Genomic DNA, 17,405 nt, shown 5'->3' with positions numbered 1-17,405 from the left:
AATGCTCTCCCATGGCAGCCTCCATTGCTAACCATCTGATTATAAAAGAGAGTCGCACTTCAAAATAGAATCCACCGCGCCTACAGACATGTGCGTGATAATCTATCTTATGGAAAATAATCCACTGCCGTCCGCGCCGGGCATTTCGGCAGCTTCCACCGCCCTGCCTGTCAAATCCGCATATCCGTACCATGCGGCGGGTTACTCTGATCCCAGACGCCGTATAAAAGGCGCGGGACAGAGAACGGGATCACGGGCATGACAAGCATCACCGGTACGGGCGGCACGCCCGTTCTTTCCAGGATCGGGGCGGCGGCCAAGGCACAGTCGCGGCTGGTGGCCATCGATGCGCTGCGCGGGCTGGTCATGGTGTTCATGCTGGTCGACCATGTGCGGGAGACCTGGTTCCTGCATATGCAGGTGACCGACCCGGTGGATGCCGCCACGGTCGATCCGGCCCTGTTCTTCACACGGCTGCTCTCGACCTTCTGCGCGCCGACCTTCGTGGCGCTGACCGGCCTGTCGGCCTGGCTCTATGGCCAGTCGCACAGCAAGGCCGAGACGTCGATGTTCCTGCTGAAGCGCGGGCTGTTCCTGATCTTTCTGGAACTGACCTTCGTGGGCTTCGCCTGGTCGGCGCAGTTCCCGCCCACCACCTTCTGGCTGCAGGTGATCTGGGCCATCGGCATCTCGATGGTGGCCCTGGCCGGGCTGCTGCACCTGCCGCGTGCAGCACAAGTCACCATCGGCCTGGCCATCGTGCTGGGGCATAATCTGCTGGACCCGATCCGGCTGGCGCCCGGCGATGCGCTCTATGAGGTCTGGGCCGTGCTGCACCAGCGCGCCGTGATCGAGCTGGGCGGCGGGCTGATCGCCAAGACCACCTATCCGGTGCTGGCCTGGATCGGCGTCATCCTGCTGGGCTATGCCACCGGCCCCTGGTTCGCCCGGGGCAGCGACGCCCTGGTCCGCCGCCGCCGGCTGATCCTGCTGGGTGCCGGCATGCTGGTCGGGTTCGTCATGATCCGCGCCCTGAATATCTATGGTGACAAGCCCTGGGTGGCGGGCGTCGATACGCTGCGCAGCGTCATGGCCTTCCTGTCGCTGACCAAATATCCGCCGTCGCTGTTGTTCCTGTTGTCCACGGTCGGTGTGGGGGTGCTGCTGCTGGCGTTGTTCGAGAAGTACCAGGACAGCCGCCTGATGCCGTATCTGGCCATGTTCGGCGGCGCCCCGATGTTCTTCTACCTGCTGCATCTCTATGTGCTGAAGGCGCTGTATCTGGTGGCCGTGGCCCTTTACGGGCTGAACAAGGGGCAGTTCTTCGGCGTCGACAATGTCGCCACCGTCTGGATCTGGGTCGCCATCCTGCTGGTGCCGCTGTACCTGCCCACCCGCTGGTTCGCCGGGTTGAAGCAGCGCCGCCGCGACATCTGGTGGCTGAAATATCTGTAAGCGTGCTGAAACAGCGCGGAATTCACCCCGGCATAATCCGCGCATTTGGGCCCTACAACAATAGAACACACCGTCGCAACCGTCCGCTTTGAGCAAAATTATCTGCTGATCGGCTTACGCTGATCTGGTGAGGGGAAAAGACCTCGGGCCTTTCAAAAAAGGTCTTGCCCCAGAGGAACGTTATAACATAACAGTCGGCACGTGATAACGGCCTTTCAGGGTCAACGCCGCGAAGAGTGAACAGCGGAGCAGCTTCACAAAGGGGATCAACGATGTATGTGACTAACCGGTTCCGCCTGGCGCTTGTCGCCACGGCCGCCTGCGTGGCCCTGGCCCCTGTGGCGACCGCCCAGCCCGCCGATGGCGCCCTGGAAGAGATTATCGTGGTGGGCCAGCGTCAGGCCTATCGCGGCGATGTGCCCCTGAAGGAGACGCCGCAGGCCATCCAGGTGCTGGATGGCGAGCTGCTCCAGGATCTGGGTATCACCAAGCTGGAAGGTGCCCTGGAACTGGCGTCCGGCATCGCCAAGCAGAATAATTTCGGCGGCCTGTGGGACAGTTTCGCGGTGCGCGGCTTTGCCGGGGACGAAAATTTCCCCAGCGGATTCCTGGTCAACGGCTTCAATGGCGGCCGCGGCTATGGCGGCCCGCGCGATGCGTCGAATGTCGAGCGGATCGAGGTGCTGAAGGGCCCCAATTCCGCCCTGTTCGGCCGGGGCGAGCCCGGCGGCACGGTGAACATCATCACCAAGAAGCCGGAATTCCAGACCAAGGGCAGCGTCGCCGCCTCGGCCGGCAGCTATGACACCTACCGGGTCGAGGGTGACATCACCGGCCCGGTCACGGAAAGCATCGCCATCCGCCTGAACGCGGCCTATGAGGATGCAGGCAGCTTCCGCGATACAATCGACGCCAAGAAGCTGGTCGCGTCGCCCTCCATCCTGGCGGTCCTGACCGAAGACACGACCGTGTCATACGAGATGGAATATGTGGACCAGGAGGTGCCGTTCGACCGTGGCATCGTGGCCGTGAATGGCAATCTGGGCGCCCTGCCCCGCTCCCGCTTCCTGGGCGAGCCGGGCGACGGCCCCATTGAGATCGACGTGCTGGGACATCAGGTGCAGTTTCAGCATGATCTGAACGACAATTGGGCGGTGCTGCTGGGCGGCAGCTACAAGAAGACCTCGTTCGAAGGTTTCTCCACCGAAGCCGAACTGGCCGGTGGGCGCCAGACGCTGAATTCCACCAACCAGTATCTGTCGCGTCAGCGCCGCGAGCGCGACTATGACACCGAGCATGCCGTGGTGCGCGGTGAAGTCTCCGGCACATTCGAGACCGGTGGGATCACCCATCACCTGATCACCGGCGCCGATTGGGACAAGTTCACCATCGACACGTTGCAGCGCCGCTATCGTCCGCCGGCCTATACGGCGGGCCGCCCGATCACGACGGCCAACAATGCCATCGACGTGTTCAACCCCGTCTATGGCAATCTGGCCACCCCCAACGCCACCCTGACCAATACGCATGAGGTTCAGGACGCCTGGGGCATCTATCTGCAGGATCAGATCGACATCACGGAGAGTTTCAAGATCCGCTTCGGCGGCCGTTATGACGATTTCAAGCGCAACCTGCGGGACAATGCCGTCGCCCTGTCGGCGACCAATCCCAAGATCCGGTCCTATACCGAATTCAGCCCGCAGGGCGGCATCGTCTATAACGCCACTGACGAGGTCAGCCTTTATGCCAGCTATGGCAAAGGCTTCCGCCCCAACAGCGGCAGCGCTGCCAACGGCACCCTGTTCGAGCCGGAAAAGTCCAAGTCGTACGAGGTGGGTGCCAAGTATGAGAGCGAGGATGGCAAGCTGAACAGCACCGTGTCGCTGTTCACCATGAAGAAGAGCAATGTGCTGACGGCCGATCCGGTCAATGCCGGCTTCTCCATGGCCGTCGGGTCGGCGCGCAGCAAGGGCGTGGAATTCGACCTGAATGCCAAGCTTCCCGCCGATACCCGCCTGTTCGTCACCTATGCCTATACCGATGCCGAGGTGGCGGAGGATTTCCTGGACCCCAACTTCGCCCTGCCGATCCGCGAGGGTGACCCGCTGATCAATGTACCCAAGCACACGGCCAACCTGATGCTGTTCAAGGATTTCGAGCTGGGCCAGGGCATGGCCAGCGTCGGCGGCGGTATCAACCATGTGTCCAAGCGCCTGGGCGAGACGGGGGTCAGCTTCTACCTGCCCAGCTATACGCTGGTGAAGCTGCAAGCCTCTTATGAGCCGACGGAGCAGATCAAGCTGTCGGTGGACGTCAACAATCTGTTCGACAAGCGCTACTATGCCAGCTCCTATGCCCGCCTGTGGGTGGCACCGGGAACGCCGCGCACGGTGACGGGGCGTGTGAGCTATAGTTTCTGAGGGATAGTCTTCTCCTTCCTTCTCGCCTTCCCGGCTTGTTGCGGGAAGGCGAGAAAAGGAGGACTTCGCCCCCCTCCCCCATTCCTGTCAGACTTTCAACCCCGCCCGTCGGTTCCCCTGGGCGGGGTTTTTTATGAAACGGGAGCGACCATGGCCTTCCTGTTCAAATCCGATCCCGCCCGTGGCCAGGTCTGGCGCGAGGCCTTTGCCCGGCAACTGCCGGACGTTGAGTTCCGCAGCTGGCCGAATGTCGGTGATCCGGCCGACATCCGCTATCTGGCGGCCTGGACCGTGACGCGCGAATTGCTGGAGGGACTGCCGAACCTGGAGGTTTTGTTCTCCGTCGGTGCCGGGGTGGATCAGCTGGACCTGAGCCAAGTCCCGACACAGGTACGGGTTGTGCGCATGCTGGACCCCGGCCTGACGGAAAGCATGGTGGAATTCGTCTGCCTGTCCGTCCTGTCGATCCATCGCGACCTGCCGCATTATGCCCGCGCGCAGGCCGAACAACGCTGGGCGCCGCTGGTGCCGGCGGCGGCCGGGCGGCGGCGGGTTGGTATCATGGGCCTGGGCAATCTGGGCCGCGCCTCGCTGGCAGCATTGCGTCCCTTCGGGTTCCAGCTTTCCGGGTGGAGCCGGTCGGGGGCGGTGATGGAGGGGGTTCAGACCTATGCCGGGGATGAGGCCCTGCCCGCCTTCCTGGGGTCTTGCGACATCCTGGTCTGTCTGCTGCCGCTGACCGACGGGACGCGCGGCATTTTGTGCCGGAAAAACGTCGATCTTCTGCCGCGCGGTGCCGCCATCATCAATGTCGGGCGCGGCGGGCATCTGGTGGAGGATGACCTGATCCCGGCCCTGGATGAAGGCCACTTGTCGGCCGCCATCATCGATGTGCTGAATGTGGAACCGGCGCCGGCCGACCATCCGTTCTGGCGCCACCCGGCCATATGGCTGACCCCGCACGTGGCCAGCCGTACCCGTGATGACAGCTCCGCCGACGTGCTGATCGCCAATATAAGGCGCCACCATGCGGGGCTGACCATGGTGGGCGAAGTGGACCGGGATCGGGGCTACTAAAGAGAATCGGGCACGGCACATCGTGCCGCATGGCTGATGCGAAAATCCGCATTCCCTGCCGTCTCCCTCCCGCTTTCGGGCGGAAGTTCCGATGGCCCCATGTCCTAATATGCCTCGTACAGGGCCTGACGGCCCGTCTCGATCTTCCACCGCATTCAATGGAAAGATGACAGCCATGGCCAGCTTCCGGCCCAAATACATCTCCTTCGACTGCTACGGCACCCTGACCCGCTTCCGCATGTCGGAAATGGCGCGCGAGATGTTTGCCGATCGCATCGCGGCGGCGGACATGGACCGTTTCTGCAAGGATTTCGCCGCTTATCGGCTGGACGAGGTGCTGGGCGCCTGGAAGCCCTATGCCGAGGTGATCCATAATGCGCTGCAGCGCACGGCGAAAAAATGGAAGGTGGAATTCCGCCCGGAGCAGGCACAGCGCATCTATGAAGCGGTGCCGACCTGGGGCCCGCATGCCGACGTGGCCGACGGCCTGTCGAAGGTGGCCAAGGAGATCCCGCTGGTCATCCTGTCCAACGCCATGAACGACCAGATCCACCATAATGTCGCCCTGCTGGGCGCGCCGTTCCACCGCGTCTATACCGCGCAGCAGGCCCAGGCCTACAAGCCGCGCTTCCAGGCGTTCGAATATATGTTCGACCAGCTGGGCTGCGGTCCGGAAGAGATGATGCATGTCTCCTCCTCCTTCCGGTATGACCAGAACAGCGCCACCGACCTGGGCTTTGGCGCCCGCGTCTTCGTGGCGCGCGGTCACGAGCCGACCAACCCCAACTATCGCGACTATGAAATCCCGCATATCGGCATCCTGCCGGCGCTGCTGGGGTTATAGGGTTTTCCGACGATCCATTCTTTACCGTCTCCCGTGTCTCTTTCCGCCTCCCCGGCGAAGGCCGGGGCCCAGGGGCCAGAAGCCCGACCTCACAGCTGCGTTCATGGCGATAAACCCCACCGTAGCACCTGTGAACCTGGGCCCCGGCCTTCGCCGGGGAGGCGGGAAAGGCAATGAAAAAGCGGATGAGTTCCCCCCTCCCCCAACCCCGGTGACAAGCCAAATGACCCTGCCGCAGACCACCTCCTACTGGCTGGACAGTGCGCCGCCCTTTACCGGGGCGGCGACCGGTCCCGTGGAGGGGCGGGTGGATGTCGCTGTCATCGGTGGTGGCTTCACCGGCCTGTCGGCGGCGCTGGCACTGGCCGGCCGGGGGGCGAAGGTGGCCGTGCTGGAAGCCGGCCGCGTGGTGGGGGAAGCATCGGGGCGCAATGGCGGCCAGTGCAACAGCGGCACCGCCCATGATTTCGCAAGTCTGGCCGGCCGCTTCGGGTTCGACAAGGCGCGCGCCTTCTATCAGGCGCATGTCGATGCCGTCGATGATGTCGAACGGCTGGCACAGGAAGAGAATATCGACTGTTCCTTCCGCCGCTGCGGCCGGCTGAAGCTGGCGGCCAAGCCGGAACATTACGAGAAGCTGGCGCGGGCGGCGGACAGCCTGTCCAGGGTGGACCCCCATATCCAGTTGCTGTCGCGCGCCGATTTGGCCCAGGAGATCAAGGCCGACGGCTTCCATGGTGGTCTGCTTCAGACCACCAGCGCCCAGTTGCATGTCGGGCGGTTCGGCGTCGGCCTGGCGGCGGCGGCGGTGCGCAAGGGGGCGGTCATCCATGAGGGGGCGGCCGTTACCGGGCTGGCCCGTACCACGGGCGGCGGCTGGGAACTGACGACGCCGAAGGGCACCATCCGGGCCCGCCAGGTGCTGGTCGCCACGGGCGGGGCCAGCCCTGTGGGTCCCTTCGGCTGGTTCCGCCGGCGCATCGTGTCGGTCGGGTCCTTCGTGATCACCACCGAGCCGCTGGCCGAGGCGGTCACCGCCGACCTGTTCCCCGGCCGACGCAATTATGTGACCAGCAAGAATATCGGCAACTATTTCCGCCTGACGCCCGACAACCGGCTGGTGTTCGGCGGCCGCGCCCGGTTCGCCGTGTCGGACCCGCTGTCGGATGCCAAGAGCGGGCGCATCCTGGATGCCACGATGCGCAGCCTGTTCCCCGCCTTGGCCGACGTGAAGGTGGATTATTGCTGGGGCGGCATGGTCGATCTGACCGCCGACCGGCTGCCGCGCGCCGGGGAGCATGGCGGCATCTTCTATGCCATGGGCTATAGCGGCCATGGCACGCAGATGGCCGTGCATATGGGACAGCGCATGGCGCGGGTGATGGATGGCGACAGCAGCGCCAATCCCTGGGCCGACCTTTATTGGCCGCCCGTGCCGGGCCATCTGGGCAAGCCGTGGTTCCTGCCGCTGGTGGGGCTGTATTACCGTCTTCAGGACATCCTGCATTGAGGGGCCCCATGCGCCTTTCCCGACGCCAGATGCTGGCAGGTGCGGGCCTTGCCGCCGGGCTGGCCCCCTGGATGCCGGCCCCCCGGACCCAGGCGGCCCAGCCCCGCACGGGCGGCCATATCCGGGTCGCCAGCATGTCCAGCTCCACCGCCGACACGCTGGACCCGGCCAAGGGGGCCTTGTCCACCGATTATGTCCGCCACCACATGTTCTACAACGCCCTGACCGCCTATGATGCGGATCTGCGGCCGCAGCCGAGCCTGGCCGAAAGCCTGGACAGCGCCGACCAGATCACCTGGCGCGTCATCCTGCGGGCGGGCGTGCGCTTCCATGATGGCAGCAGTCTGAGCGCCGATGATGTGGTCTATTCCCTGCTGCGCCACCAGGACCCGGCCACGGGGTCGAAGGTGCGGCCCATCGCGTCGCAGATCGCATCGGTGCGGGCCGTGTCGCCGCGCGATGTGGAGATTGTGCTGACCGGGCCAAATGTCGACCTGCCCTCAATCCTGGCGCAGTCGCATTTCATGATCGTCAAGGCTGGGACCACCGATTTCAGCACCGCCAACGGCACCGGCCCCTTCCGCTGCCACCTGTTCCAGCCCGGCGTGCGCACCATGGGCGTGCGCAACGAGGATTATTTCCGGCCGGGCAAACCCTATCTGGACAGCCTTGAGCTGATCGGCATTCCGGATGAAGTGGCGCGGGTCAATGCGCTGCTGTCGGGCGATGTGCACCTGATCAATGCCGTCAATCCGCGGTCGGCGCGGCGCGTGCGCGACAGCGGTACCCATGCCCTGCTGGAAACGCCGTCGGGCCTTTATACCAACCTGATCATGCGCCGGGACGGGGTGCCCACCGGCAATGCCGATTTCGTGCTGGGCATGAAGCATCTGTTCGACCGGCAGTTGATCAAGCGCGCCCTGTTCCGCGATTTCGCAGTGCTGGGCAATGACCATCCGATCCCGCCCATCCACCCCTATTACCGCGCCGACCTGCCCCAGCGGGAACTGGACCTGGACAAGGCGCGATACCATTTCGCCCGCGCCGGCCTGCCATCGGCCCCGCTGCCCCTCTATGCCAGCCCGGCGGCGGAGGGGTCGGTGGACATGGCGTCGGTGCTGCAGGAATATGGGGCCAAGGTGGGGCTGAAACTGGCGGTCAACCGCATGCCGGCCGATGGCTACTGGTCCACGCACTGGATGAAGCATCCCCTGTGCTTTGGCAACACCAACCCGCGCCCCACCGCCGACCTGGTGTTCAGCCTGTTCTACAAGTCCGACGCCGCCTGGAACGAAAGCGGCTGGCACAATGAGCATTTCGACAAGCTGCTGCTGGAGGCCCGCGCCCAGGCCGACGAGGGCCTGCGCAAGGAGATCTATGGCGAGATGCAGGAGATCGCGCGCGACCATTGTGGCACCGTCGTGCCGGTGTTCATCAGCCAGATCGACGGCTATGACCGGCGGGTGAAGGGCCTGGTGCCCGTGCCGATCGGCGGCCTGATGGGCTATGCCTTTCCTGAACATGTCTGGTGGGAGGGCTGACCCCATGGCCGGACCCGCGACCCGTGGCCTGATCGCCACCGCCCTGCCCCTGATGGCCAAGCGCGTGGCATCGGGCCTGCTGACCCTGTTGCTGGTGTCCATCGTCGTCTTCTCCATCGCCCAGATGCTGCCCGGCGATGCCGCGCAGGAGATGCTGGGACAGAGTGCGACGGCCGAAGCCGTGACGGCGCTGCGCGAGAAATTCGGGCTGGACCGGCCGGCACCGGAACGTTATCTGCGCTGGCTGGGCGGCATGGCTACCGGCGATCCCGGCTTCTCCATCGTCGCCAACCTGCCGGTGGGCGATGTCATCGCCGCACGCCTGCCCAATTCGCTGCTGCTGGCGGCATTGACGGCGCTGGTCTGCGTGCCTGTGGCGCTGACCATCGGCATCCTGTCGGCCATGCATCGTGACAGCCGTCTGGACCGGGGCCTGAATATCGCCACCTTGTCCATGGTGGCGGTGCCGGAATTCCTGATTGCCACGCTGGCCGTGCTGCTGTTCGCGGTGGAGCTGCGCTGGCTGCCCTCCATCGCGCTGATCCCCACGGGTGCGGGGGTTGGCGATGTGCTGCGGGCATTGGCCATGCCCATGCTGTCGCTGGCGGTGATCGTCATCGCCCAGATGGCGCGCATGACGCGGGCCGCCATCATCCAGCAGCTGAACCAGGCCTATGTGGAGATGGCGCTGTTGAAGGGCATCAAGCCGGCGCGGGTGGTGCTGACCCATGTGCTGCCCAACGCCATCGGCCCCATCGTCAATGCCATGGCCCTGTCGCTGTCCTATCTGCTGGGCGGGGCGGTGATCGTGGAGACGATCTTCAACTATCCGGGTCTGGCCAGCCTGATGGTCAATGCCGTGACCAGCCGCGACATGCCGCTGTTGCAGGCCTGCGCCATGATCTTCTGTGCGGCATATCTGCTGCTGGTGCTGGTGGCGGATACCGTCGCCATCCTGGCCAACCCGAGGCTGCGCAACCGATGAGACATTTCATCCGACGCCTGTCCGGCAGCGGCCGCACCGGCCTGTCCCTGGTGCTGTTCTGGCTGTTCCTGGCCTTGTTCGGGCCGCTGCTGGCCCCCTACGATCCAGGCGCCTTCGTGGCGCATGACGTGTTCGCCGGCTTCACCGGGGCCCATCTGCTGGGCAGCGATTATCTGGGCCGCGATGTGATGAGCCGGCTGCTGTCCGGGGCGCGCTATTCCGTGGGGTTGGCGCTGGCGGCCGCCCTGCTGGCCAGCACCACCGGCATCGCCCTGGCGCTGCTGACCGCCGTGGCCCCGCGCTGGCTGGATGAGGGGGTGAGCCGGTTCATGGACACGCTGATCTCCATCCCGTCCAAGATCTTCTCCCTGGTGCTGGTGGCGGTGGTCGGATCGTCGCTACCGTTGCTGCTGCTGGTGGCATCCATCACCTATGTTCCCGGCGCCTTCCGCATCGCCCGTTCGCTGGCCGTCAATCTGGCGCAGATGGATTATGTGGCCGTGGCGCGCTGCCGGGGCGAAGGCGCGGCCTATATCGCCATTCGCGAAATACTGCCCAACATGATCCATCCGATGCTGGCCGATTTCGGCCTGCGCTTCGTGTTCATCGTGCTTTTGCTGTCGGGCCTGTCCTTCCTGGGCCTGGGCGTGCAGCCGCCGGATGCCGATCTGGGATCGCTGGTGCGGGAGAATATCTCCGGCCTGGGCGAGGCGGCACCCGCCATCCTGATGCCGGCCCTGGCGATTGCCACCCTGACGGTGGGTGTCAACCTGCTGATCGATGCCCTGCCCGGCCGCGGCCGGCGCATGGCGGGGAAGGAGTGAGCATGGACATGCATGTGGAGGTCCGGGGCCTGCAGGTGAAGGCCGGGGCGGCGATTATCGTCGATGATGTCGGCTTTGCCATTCCACGCGGCGGCGTGCTGGCCCTGATCGGGGAAAGCGGGTCGGGCAAGACCACCATCGCCATGGCCCTGTTGGGTTACGCCCGCCAGGGCTGCCACATCGCGGGCGGAACCGTGCGGGTGGGCGACACCCAGGTGCTGGGATTGGACGAGGATGGGCTGGCGGCCCTGCGCGGCGACCGGGTGTCCTATATCGCGCAGTCGGCGGCCGCGTCGTTCAACCCGTCGCGGCGCATCATGGACCAGGTGGTGGAACCCGCCCTGATCCATGGCAGGCTGGACCGCAAGGCGGCGGAGGAGAAGGCGATCACCCTGTTCCGGTCGCTGGCCCTGCCACAGCCGGAAAGCATCGGCGAGCGTTATCCGCATCAATTGTCGGGCGGGCAGCTGCAGCGCCTGATGGCGGCCATGGCCCTGATCACCGATCCGGAACTGGTGATCCTGGATGAGCCGACGACGGCGCTGGACGTCACCACCCAGATCGAGGTGCTGCGCGCCTTCAAGCAGGCGGTGCGCCAGCAGGGGGCGACCGCCGTCTATGTCTCCCACGATCTGGCGGTCGTGGCGCAGATGGCCGATGCCATCGTCGTGCTGAACAAGGGCAAGGTGCGGGAGAACGGGGCGGCGGCGCAGGTGCTGGAGGCACCGGCGGATGAGTATACGCGGACGCTGATGGCGGCGGCGCGGCCGGACCGGGTGGCCGTGGAGGCACCGAAGGGCGCCGCGGCCCCGCTGCTGGAGATCAAGGGCATGAGCGCCGGGTATGGTGCCACGCCGATCCTGCGCGATATCAACCTTTCCATCGCGCGCGGTGCCACGCTGGGCGTGATCGGGGAGAGCGGGTCGGGCAAATCGACCCTGGCCCGCGTGATCGCCGGCATGCTGCCGCCCGCCGCAGGTTCCATCAATTTCGACGGCGCCCGCCTGCCGCCGTCGCTATCCATGCGCAGCAAGGAACAGTTCCGGCGCATCCAGCTGGTGTTCCAGAATGCCGATACGGCGCTGAACCCCGCCCATTGCGTGGGCGAGATCATCGGGCGGCCGCTGGCCTTTTACCATGGTCTGAAGGGTCCGGCGGCGGCGAAGCGGGTGGCGGAGCTGCTGGACCTGATCAAGCTGCCGGCGAGCCTTGCCGACCGCCCCTGCGGCGGCCTGTCGGGCGGGCAGAAGCAGCGTATCAATCTGGCTCGCGCGCTCGCCGCCAAACCCGACCTGATCATGTGTGACGAGGTGACGTCGGCATTGGATACGGTGGTGGGGGCGGCCATCCTGGACCTGCTGGCCGAACTGAAACGCGAGCTGGGTCTGGCGTACCTGTTCATCAGCCATGACATCGCCACGGTCCGCGCCATTGCCGACGATATCATGGTGCTATATGCCGGTTCGCAGGTCGAAACCGGGCAAAGGCAGGGCTATGACGGGGCGGCCCGCCATCCCTATACCGACCTGCTGATCGGCTCGGTGCCGGAGCTGCGGCCGGGCTGGTTGGAGGAACAGGGCGCACGCCCCGCCCCGCCCGCCATCGGACAGCCCAAGGACGGGGCCGACCTGTGCCGGTTTCTGCCGCGCTGCGCCGCGCGCGTGGCGGGCACTTGCGAGCAATTCACCCCGCCGCGACGCAAGATGCCAAGCGGCAACATCATCCTGTGCCATCGGCCAGAGGGCGCATTGCCAGAGGGTGCATTGGAGGGATCATTGTGAGCCAGGCAAGGTTCGTGCGGCTGGCCGAAAGGAACCGGCCCGCCATCCAGATTTTTGTCGACGGTGCCCGTGTGCGGGCGATGGAAGGCGACACGCTGATGGTCGCCATGCTGACGGCGGGCGGTACCCTGCGCCAGTCGGAATTCACCGATGGCGGCCGGGCGGGTTTCTGCCTGATGGGGGCATGCCAGGATTGCTGGGTCTGGACCGAGAGCGGCCACCGGCTGCGCGCCTGTTCCACCCTTGCCGAGGACGGCATGTCCGTCACCACCAGCCAGCCGGGGGCATCATGGCCGAACCACGGGTGATCCCGCCGCGGGTCGTTATCGTTGGTGCCGGACCCGCCGGGGTACGGGCGGCGGAAACCGTCGTGGCCGCCGGTCTGACCCCCATCGTCATCGATGAGGGGCGGCGGGCGGGCGGCCAGATCTATCGCCGGCAGCCCGACAATTTCCGCCGGCCCTATACGGACCTGTACGGTACGGAGGCGGACCGCGCCAAGGCGGTGCATGACGGGTTCGACACCATCCGCGACCGCATCGATTACCGGCCGGAAACCCTGGTCTGGAACATCGCGGACGGCCATGTCTGGACCGCCAGCGGCACGGCGCAGGACGCGCTGCCCTATGACGCCCTGATCCTGTGTACCGGGGCCACGGACCGGTTGATGCCCATGGCGGGCTGGGACCTGCCCGGCACCTACAGCATGGGCGGATCGCAGGTGGCGCTGAAAGCGCAGGCCGTCTCCATCGGGTCGCAGGTGGTGTTCCTGGGCACCGGGCCGCTGCTCTATCTGGTGGCCTCTCAGTACATCAAGGCGGGGGCCAAGGTGGTGGCGGTGCTGGACACGTCCAGCCTTACCGCGCGCATCACCGCCCTGCCCGACCTGCTGGCCCTGCCGTCCGTGCTGTGGAACGGTATCGCCCTGACCCGCGCCATCAGGGCCGCCGGTGTGCCGCTGCTGACCGGGGTGACGCCGGTGGCCATCCAGGGCGATGCCAGGACGGGGGTCACGGGCGTGACGGTGCGGCTGGGGGATGGCAGTGAGCGGTCTTTCGCGGCGGACGCAGTGGCCATGGGCTATCACCTGCGCCCGGAAACACAGCTGGCCGATCTGGGCCGCTGCAGCTTCGCGTTCGACGACCTGACGCGCCAGTACCTGCCCGTGCGGGACCAGGATGGGCGGGCCGAGGCGCCGACAAGGCTGTATCTGGCCGGCGACGGGGCCAAGGTGCTGGGGGCGCGGTCGGCGGAGGCGTCGGGCCGGCTGGCCGCGCTGGCCGCATTGTCCGACCTGGGATTGCCCGTAGACCAGGGTGCGGTGATCATGCTGCGGCGGGAGGTGGCGCGCTATGGCCGCTTCGCGCGCGGTCTGGCCAAGGCCTTCCCCTGGCCGCACGGCCAAGCGGCGGCGCTGGCCGATGATACGATCCTCTGCCGGTGTGAATGTGTGACGGTGGGCGATGTGCGCCGGACCATGGATGTGACGGGGGCGGCGGAGACCAACCGCGCCAAGGCGTTCAGCCGGGTCGGCATGGGCCGTTGCCAGGGCCGTTATTGCGGGCATGCGGCGGCGGAAGTGATCGCCGCGCATGGTGATTTCCCTGTCGCCGAGGCCGGGCGCCTGCGCGGTCAGGCCCCGGTGAAGCCCCTGCCCATCGCTATCGGGGAGGCGGAATGATGAGCAATCCCGTGACGCACAGCGACGTGCTGATCATTGGCGGCGGGCTGATGGGATCGTCTGCCGCCTTCTTCCTGCGCCATACCCATGGTCTTTCCGTCACCCTGATCGAAAGCGATCTGGTGGGCCGCCAGGCCAGCGGCACCAATTTCGGCAATGTCCGCCGGCAGGGACGGCCCATCCACCAGCTGCATCTGGCCAACCGGTCGCTGGAGATCTGGCGCCAGGCCAATCAGTTGCTGGGATCGGATGTCGAATATCTCCAGTCCGGCCATATCCGCGTCTGCTATCGCGAGCGGCCGGAAAATGTGGGGAAGATGGAGGAATATGCCGATCAGGCCCGCCAGAACGGGCTGGATCTGGAGATCCTGACCGGCAATGCGCTGCGCGACCGGTTCCCGTTCTTCGGGCCGGACGTGCTGGCGGGTTCCTATTCCGCCCTGGACGGGCATGCCAACCCGCGTCTGGCGGCCCCGGCCTTTGCGCGGGCGGCACAGAGGCTGGGCTGCCGAGTGTTTGAAAATACCCGTATCCGGCATGTCGCCAAGGCGGGCACCGATTTCATCGCCACGGCCAAGGATGGGCGGGTGTTCAAGGCGCCCGTGCTGCTGATCACGGCCGGGGCCTGGGCCGGGGAACTGTCGGCGCAGTTCGGCGAACCGGTAAAGCTGACGGCGCGCAGCCCCACCATGTCGGTCACCGAACCCGTGCCCTATGCCATCGCGCCGGCCGTGGGGGTGATGACGCCGCTGGAGGTGGAAACCGTCTATTTCCGGCAGGTGGCGCGCGGCAATATCGTGCTGGGCGGGTCCTGTCGCGGGCCGGCGTTGGCGGAGACCTACCGGTCCTTTGTGAAGCCGCAGAATACCCTGACCCAGTTGCAGCAGATCCGCCGGCTGGCCCCGGCCCTGGCAAGGTTGAACATCATCCGGGTGTGGACGGGGATCGAGGGCTATATGGATGACAGTTTGCCGGTGATGGGGCCCAGCGCCACCACCAGCGGGTTGTTCCATGCCTTCGGCTTTTCGGGATCGGGCTTCCAGATCGGGCCGGGTGTGGGCCAGACCATGGCGGAACTGATCGCCACGGGCGCCACGGGCATCGACCTGTCGCATTACAAGGTGGAACGGGTGGGGGTATAGCTCTATCGACCTTGTTGCTTCGTCATTCTTTTTTGCCTTCCCGGCGAAGGCCGGGACCCAGGGACCACAAGATCAAACCTCTACGCAGCGTCAATCAATACTGCTGATAGGTTGGGCGCCTGGCCCTGGGTCCCGGCCTTCGCCGGGAAGGCGAAAAGAGACAGAAAGCCGAAGTAGTGGCTACCCGCGCCCCGCCAGCGCCCGGCCCACCTTGCTGCCATTGGGCCGGTGCAACTCGCCGCTGATCCAGTCGCCGATGGCGGCCAGCGCGTCCAGGTCGACGCCGGTGGACAGGCCCATGCCGTTCAGCATGTACAGCACATCCTCTGTCGCGACATTGCCCGACGCCCCCTTGGCATAGGGGCAGCCGCCCAGGCCGGCCACGGCCCCGTCGAACACCCGCGCCCCCAGTTCGATGCAGGCCAGGATATTGGCCAGGGCCTGGCCATAGGTATCGTGGAAATGCAGGGCGATGCGGCCCATGGGCACATCCTCCGCCACGCGTTTCAGCATGGCGCGGGCGGCGCGCGGATTGCCGATGCCGATCGTGTCGCCCAGGCTGACCTCATAACAGCCCATGGCCATCAGGCGGGCGGCCACATCCGCCACCTTGGCTGGATCGATCGCCCCCTCATAGGGACAGCCCAGCACGCAGGAGACATAGCCGCGCACCTTCACCCCGGCCAGTTTGGCCCTGTCGATGACGGGACGGAAGCGCTCCAGGCTCTCGGCGACGCTGCAATTGATGTTCTTCTGGCTGAACGCCTCCGACGCGGCGCCGAACACCGCCACCTCCGTCACGCCCACGGCCAGGGCCGCCTCCAGCCCCTTTTCGTTGGGCACCAGCACGGGATAGGTGACGCCTTGGCGGCGGGTGATGGCGCGCATGACATCGGCGCTGTCGGCCATCTGCGGCACCCATTTCGGGCTGACGAAGGCGGCAGCCTCGACAATGGCCAGGCCGGTGGTCGACAGCCGGTTGACCAGTTCCACCTTGGTGGCCAGCGGCACCAGGGTCTTTTCATTCTGCAGCCCGTCGCGCGGGCCCACCTCGACAAGGCGGATGTCGTGCATGATCTCAGGTCCGATGGATGACAAAGGGAGAAAGGGTCAGGAGGCCTTGGCCGAGGGCAAGGGATTGCCCGGACCCGCCGGCCGCTTGGCCAGAGCCATGTCCAACTGCGGCATCAGATCCGCGAAGGCGGACTCCCGGCCGATGCAGAAATGATAAGGCTGCTGCGCCAGGGCATTGGGCAGTTCCACCAGCTTGCCGTGGAATTCCGGGGCGGTCAGGCGCAGGCGCATGGAGACGGCATTGTCGACCAGTGCATCGACCCGGCCATTGGCCACCAGCCGCATGGCCCCGGTCAGGTCGGGCGCCCATTGGATATCCAGCCCCAGCGGCCGCAAATTCACGTCGGCCCAGCCCGACCCGATATAGTGCCCGACGCGGAACGGCCGCAAATCCTCCAGGCTGCGCACGCGGCGCAGCGCCTCCAGCCGGGGATTGTCCGGCGAGGCGATAATGCACATGGGAAACGAATAGACCGGCAGCGCGCTGGCCAGCGCATAGGACAGCCGTTCCGGCGTGGGCACGGTCAGGAAACCATCCGCCTCCCCACCCCGGACCATGGCCTGGGCGCGGGCCCAGGGGAAGGCCTGATGTTCCACCGGCTGCCCCAGCTTGTCGTGCAGCAGGTTTTCCGTGGCATCCACGAACATGCCGCGCACCTTGCCCGCCGCATCGACCTGCGAGAAGGGGGCGAAATCGCCGAAATAGACCATGCGGAAGGTTGCAGGCCGGGCACCCGCTGAACGCCATACAAGTGGCGTCGCTGCGGCGGTCAGTCCTCTCAGGATTGTCCTGCGAGAGAACATGGCGGTTCCTCACCGTTCCCGACTTCGACATCAAGCTTAACCCGCTTTTGCCGGCAGGGAAACGAAGTTGAACGGGGGCTCGGATGAATTTTTCATGCAAGTCTGCATGTCTTCCGTTTTGGTCATCCGCGTTTCTCCATGTTCGTCATCCCGGCGGAGGCCCATAGGCGCTAACTTAAATGATTGAGCGGACCAGTTCCGTCCTCACTACCGTCACCCCGGCGAAGGCCGGGGTGACGGTAGAAGGGGCTTCTACGGCAATACAAA

Annotated in this window: 14 protein-coding genes; 12 read left to right on the top strand and 2 right to left on the bottom strand. The window is 65.7% G+C overall.

Annotated features, from left to right (window positions below; genetic code table 11):
• The first annotated feature begins 258 nt into the window (after positions 1 to 258).
• From AC1Q7F_RS24545 to AC1Q7F_RS24490, 12 genes are all read left to right on the top strand, one after another.
• The gene (locus AC1Q7F_RS24545) at positions 259 to 1,455 is read left to right on the top strand and encodes an acetyltransferase domain-containing protein (RefSeq protein WP_492511167.1); all 1,197 of its coding nucleotides are present in this window, start codon (positions 259 to 261) and stop codon (positions 1,453 to 1,455) included.
• A 272-nt stretch (positions 1,456 to 1,727) separates the two neighbouring features.
• Complete coding sequence (locus AC1Q7F_RS24540; protein ID WP_492511166.1) at positions 1,728 to 3,875, top strand: TonB-dependent siderophore receptor; 2,148 nt, start codon at positions 1,728 to 1,730, stop codon at positions 3,873 to 3,875.
• 150 nt (positions 3,876 to 4,025) lie between these two features.
• Positions 4,026 to 4,952, top strand: coding sequence for a 2-hydroxyacid dehydrogenase (locus AC1Q7F_RS24535; RefSeq protein WP_492511165.1), 927 nt, complete (start codon positions 4,026 to 4,028; stop codon positions 4,950 to 4,952).
• A 175-nt stretch (positions 4,953 to 5,127) separates the two neighbouring features.
• Positions 5,128 to 5,796 (top strand): haloacid dehalogenase type II, encoded by a 669-nt coding sequence (locus tag AC1Q7F_RS24530; protein ID WP_492511164.1) that lies wholly within the window; start codon positions 5,128 to 5,130, stop codon positions 5,794 to 5,796.
• A 223-nt stretch (positions 5,797 to 6,019) separates the two neighbouring features.
• Positions 6,020 to 7,306, top strand: coding sequence for an NAD(P)/FAD-dependent oxidoreductase (locus AC1Q7F_RS24525; RefSeq protein ID WP_492511163.1), 1,287 nt, complete (start codon positions 6,020 to 6,022; stop codon positions 7,304 to 7,306).
• Between the two features lie 8 nt (positions 7,307 to 7,314).
• The gene (locus AC1Q7F_RS24520) at positions 7,315 to 8,847 is read left to right on the top strand and encodes an ABC transporter substrate-binding protein (RefSeq protein WP_492511162.1); all 1,533 of its coding nucleotides are present in this window, start codon (positions 7,315 to 7,317) and stop codon (positions 8,845 to 8,847) included.
• A gap of 4 nt (positions 8,848 to 8,851) precedes the next feature.
• Positions 8,852 to 9,832, top strand: coding sequence for an ABC transporter permease (locus AC1Q7F_RS24515; protein ID WP_492511161.1), 981 nt, complete (start codon positions 8,852 to 8,854; stop codon positions 9,830 to 9,832).
• Positions 9,829 to 10,656, top strand: coding sequence for an ABC transporter permease (locus AC1Q7F_RS24510; RefSeq protein ID WP_492511160.1), 828 nt, complete (start codon positions 9,829 to 9,831; stop codon positions 10,654 to 10,656). The genes AC1Q7F_RS24515 and AC1Q7F_RS24510 overlap by 4 nt, the downstream gene beginning before the upstream one ends.
• A 2-nt stretch (positions 10,657 to 10,658) precedes the next feature.
• Complete coding sequence (locus AC1Q7F_RS24505; protein ID WP_492511159.1) at positions 10,659 to 12,437, top strand: ABC transporter ATP-binding protein; 1,779 nt, start codon at positions 10,659 to 10,661, stop codon at positions 12,435 to 12,437.
• Entirely contained in the window at positions 12,434 to 12,745 is a 312-nt protein-coding gene (locus AC1Q7F_RS24500; RefSeq protein WP_492511158.1) for a (2Fe-2S)-binding protein, read from the top strand. Before AC1Q7F_RS24505 ends, AC1Q7F_RS24500 begins: the two co-directional genes overlap by 4 nt.
• A complete protein-coding gene (locus tag AC1Q7F_RS24495) occupies positions 12,727 to 14,118 on the top strand; it encodes an FAD/NAD(P)-dependent oxidoreductase (protein WP_492511157.1) in 1,392 nt (463 codons plus the stop codon). Before AC1Q7F_RS24500 ends, AC1Q7F_RS24495 begins: the two co-directional genes overlap by 19 nt.
• Positions 14,118 to 15,260, top strand: a complete 1,143-nt coding sequence (locus AC1Q7F_RS24490) for an NAD(P)/FAD-dependent oxidoreductase (RefSeq protein ID WP_492511156.1) — start codon at positions 14,118 to 14,120, stop codon at positions 15,258 to 15,260. The genes AC1Q7F_RS24495 and AC1Q7F_RS24490 overlap by 1 nt, the downstream gene beginning before the upstream one ends.
• A 180-nt stretch (positions 15,261 to 15,440) precedes the next feature.
• Here the strand turns inward: AC1Q7F_RS24490 and AC1Q7F_RS24485 are convergent, their stop codons facing one another.
• The gene (locus tag AC1Q7F_RS24485) at positions 15,441 to 16,334 is read right to left on the bottom strand and encodes a hydroxymethylglutaryl-CoA lyase (protein ID WP_492511155.1); all 894 of its coding nucleotides are present in this window, start codon (positions 16,332 to 16,334) and stop codon (positions 15,441 to 15,443) included.
• Positions 16,335 to 16,370: 36 nt separating this feature from the next.
• Positions 16,371 to 17,045, bottom strand: a complete 675-nt coding sequence (locus AC1Q7F_RS24480) for a substrate-binding periplasmic protein (protein WP_492511154.1) — start codon at positions 17,043 to 17,045, stop codon at positions 16,371 to 16,373.
• Positions 17,046 to 17,405 lie beyond the last annotated feature (360 nt).

It is taken from the genome of Niveispirillum sp. GW835-FHT14G11 (genome assembly GCF_058793615.1).
Note: the sequence above shows the minus strand (reverse complement) of the source record. Positions and strands in the feature narration are given on the sequence as shown.